This is a genomic window from Streptomyces sp. F001 (genome assembly GCF_004187715.1).
Taxonomy (GTDB): Bacteria; Actinomycetota; Actinomycetes; order Streptomycetales; family Streptomycetaceae; genus Streptomyces; species Streptomyces flavusporus.
Genome location: NZ_QZWF01000139.1, coordinates 1 through 2,335 on the forward strand (window position 1 = coordinate 1; position 2,335 = coordinate 2,335).

Sequence of the window (2,335 nt, forward strand, 5' to 3'; positions counted from 1 at the left end):
TCCCCCTCGAGGAGCCGCACCCGCTCCCGGATCCCCTCCGGTTCCGCGGCGAGCGCCGCCCGCGCCGCGGACAGCATCGCGCAGTCCTTTTCTATCCCCGTCACCTTGTGCCCGGCCCGGGCCAGCCGCAGCGCCTGTGTCCCCTGGCCCATTCCCACGTCGAGCACCCGCAGCCGCTGCCCGACCGGGAACCGCCCGGCTATCTGCTCGTCGAGCTGCCGGGCCACCAGTTCCAGTGATACGACATCCCGCAGCCCGTCGAGACCGCTGAGCCAGGAACCCGCTGCACCCCCGGAGAACGAAGCCGCGCTCAGGGCCGCTCTCCGCGCTTGACCTGCGGCTTCGGCAGCCGGAGTCGGCGCATCTGGAGGGAGCGCATCAGCGCGTAGGCGACCGCACCGCGCTTGTTGTCGTCGGGGAAGCGCTCGGCGAGCCGCTTCTTCAGGCGGTAGCCGGTGACGAACGAGTCGAGCACGATCAGCACGATCACGACGAGCCACAGCAGCAGCGCGATGGTCTGCAGCGCGGGCACCCGCACCATGCTCAGCACGAGAATGACCACGGCCATCGGCAGGAAGAACTCCGCGATGTTGAACCGCGAGTCGATGAAGTCGCGCGCCAGCTTGCGGACCGGCCCCTTGTCCCGCGCCGGCAGATACCGCTCGTCGCCTGAGGCGAGCGCCTGGCGCTGCCGGTCCAGCGCGGCACGGCGCTCCTCGCGCTGCCGCTTGGCGGCCTCCTTGCGCGTCATCGACGTATTGGCGACGCTGCGGCGCTGGGACTGGGCCTCACTGCGCTTGGGCGTCGGCCGGCCCTTCGGGGCCTGCGGGTCACGGGTCTGCTTGGAGTCGGTCAGCGACGCCTTGTCGGCGACTGCGGCCTTCTCTTCCTTGGCACGGCTACGGAACACAAAACCCAAGGGTACGGGGTACCGGGGCATGGACCCCAGTCCCGCGGGGAACGATCCCGCAACACCAGTCGTCTGTAAGGGGACAGAGGGGACGATGTGTACGCCCTCGGGTCCCCTCGGGGCATACCCGGGGACCACCTACTCCCTACGCCGGAGCAGGAGCGTACTCAGTCGTCCTCGGGGATGAGCGCATCCGTCCCCGAACAGTGCGTCAATGGATGCAGGGCCCGTACTGTGGGTTCTGTCGCAGAGCTGGAGCTGGACGTCAGAAGGGGGCGCGCGAAGCCCATGAGCGGTGTCATGAAGCGTATGGGGATGATCTTCCGCGCGAAGGCGAACAAGGCCCTTGACCGGGCCGAGGACCCGCGCGAGACCCTCGATTACTCGTACCAGAAGCAGCTGGAGCTGCTCCAGAAGGTGCGCCGCGGAGTCGCGGACGTCGCGACCTCGCGCAAGCGCCTGGAGTTGCAGCTCAACCAGCTCCAGTCGCAGTCCACCAAGCTGGAGGACCAGGGCCGCAAGGCGCTGGCCCTGGGTCGCGAGGACCTGGCCCGCGAGGCGCTGTCCCGCCGCGCCGCGCTCCAGCAGCAGGTGACGGACCTCGAGACGCAGCACGCGACGCTCCAGGGCGAGGAGGAGAAGCTGACCCTGGCGGCGCAGCGCCTCCAGGCCAAGGTCGACGCCTTCCGTACGAAGAAGGAGACGATCAAGGCGACGTACACGGCCGCGCAGGCCCAGACCCGCATCGGTGAGGCGTTCACCGGCATCTCCGAGGAGATGGGTGACGTCGGTCTGGCCATCCAGCGCGCGGAGGACAAGACGGCGCAGCTCCAGGCCCGCGCCGGCGCGATCGACGAACTCCTCGCCTCCGGCGCCCTCGACGACCCCACCGGCATGGCCAAGGACGACATCCAGGCCGAGCTGGACCGGCTCTCCGGTGGTACGGATGTAGAGCTGGAACTGCAGCGCATGAAGGCGGAGCTGGCGGGAGGCACCTCCGGTGGCCAGCAGGCCATCGAAGGCGGCACGGGCCAGTCGCAGGAGCAGTCCCAGCAGCAGCCGCAGGACACCCCGCGCTTCGACAAGCAGTAGGGCCCACGCCGAGGAGGGCGACATGATCGTACGGATCATGGGGGAGGGGCAGGTGAGGCTGGCCGACAGCCACCTCACCGAGCTGAACAAGCTGGACGACGAACTCCTGGCCGAAATGGAGAACGGCGACGGCCCCGGCTTCCGCCGCACCCTCCAGGCCCTCCTGACCACGGTCCGCAACCTGGGCGACCCGCTCCCCGACGACTCCCTGGAACCATCGGAACTCATCCTCCCGTCCCCCGACGCGACGTTGGAGGAGGTCCGCGAACTCCTCAGCGACGACGGCCTGATCCCGGGCGGGTGAACCTGGCCGCGGGCATTCGTGCCTCCCCC

General features: G+C 69.5%; 4 protein-coding genes. 2 read left to right on the forward strand and 2 right to left on the reverse strand.

All coding sequences use genetic code 11. The features are described from left to right. Positions 1-254 (reverse strand): methyltransferase domain-containing protein (locus StrepF001_RS44970; RefSeq protein ID WP_129803843.1); only part of this gene is annotated, 254 nt, incomplete at its 3' end. 56 nt (positions 255-310) lie between these two features. Continuing rightward, the gene (locus StrepF001_RS44975; protein ID WP_129803840.1) at positions 311-940 is read right to left on the reverse strand and encodes a DUF3043 domain-containing protein; all 630 of its coding nucleotides are present in this window, start codon (positions 938-940) and stop codon (positions 311-313) included. Between the two features lie 258 nt (positions 941-1,198). Here StrepF001_RS44975 and StrepF001_RS44980 point away from each other — a divergent pair, with 258 nt between their 5' ends. Beyond that, complete coding sequence (locus StrepF001_RS44980; RefSeq protein ID WP_129803841.1) at positions 1,199-2,002, forward strand: PspA/IM30 family protein; 804 nt, start codon at positions 1,199-1,201, stop codon at positions 2,000-2,002. A gap of 22 nt (positions 2,003-2,024) precedes the next feature. Then, positions 2,025-2,306 (forward strand): hypothetical protein, encoded by a 282-nt coding sequence (locus StrepF001_RS44985; RefSeq protein WP_129803842.1) that lies wholly within the window; start codon positions 2,025-2,027, stop codon positions 2,304-2,306. Positions 2,307-2,335 lie beyond the last annotated feature (29 nt).

Excerpts from the sequence above, each read along its gene's own strand:
- StrepF001_RS44975 (WP_129803840.1), bottom strand. The coding sequence starts at position 940 with ATGCCCCGGTACCCCGTACCCTTGGGTTTTGTGTTCCGTAGCCGTGCC.
- StrepF001_RS44980 (WP_129803841.1), top strand. The coding sequence starts at position 1,199 with ATGAGCGGTGTCATGAAGCGTATGGGGATGATCTTCCGCGCGAAGGCG.
- StrepF001_RS44985 (WP_129803842.1), top strand. The coding sequence starts at position 2,025 with ATGATCGTACGGATCATGGGGGAGGGGCAGGTGAGGCTGGCCGACAGC.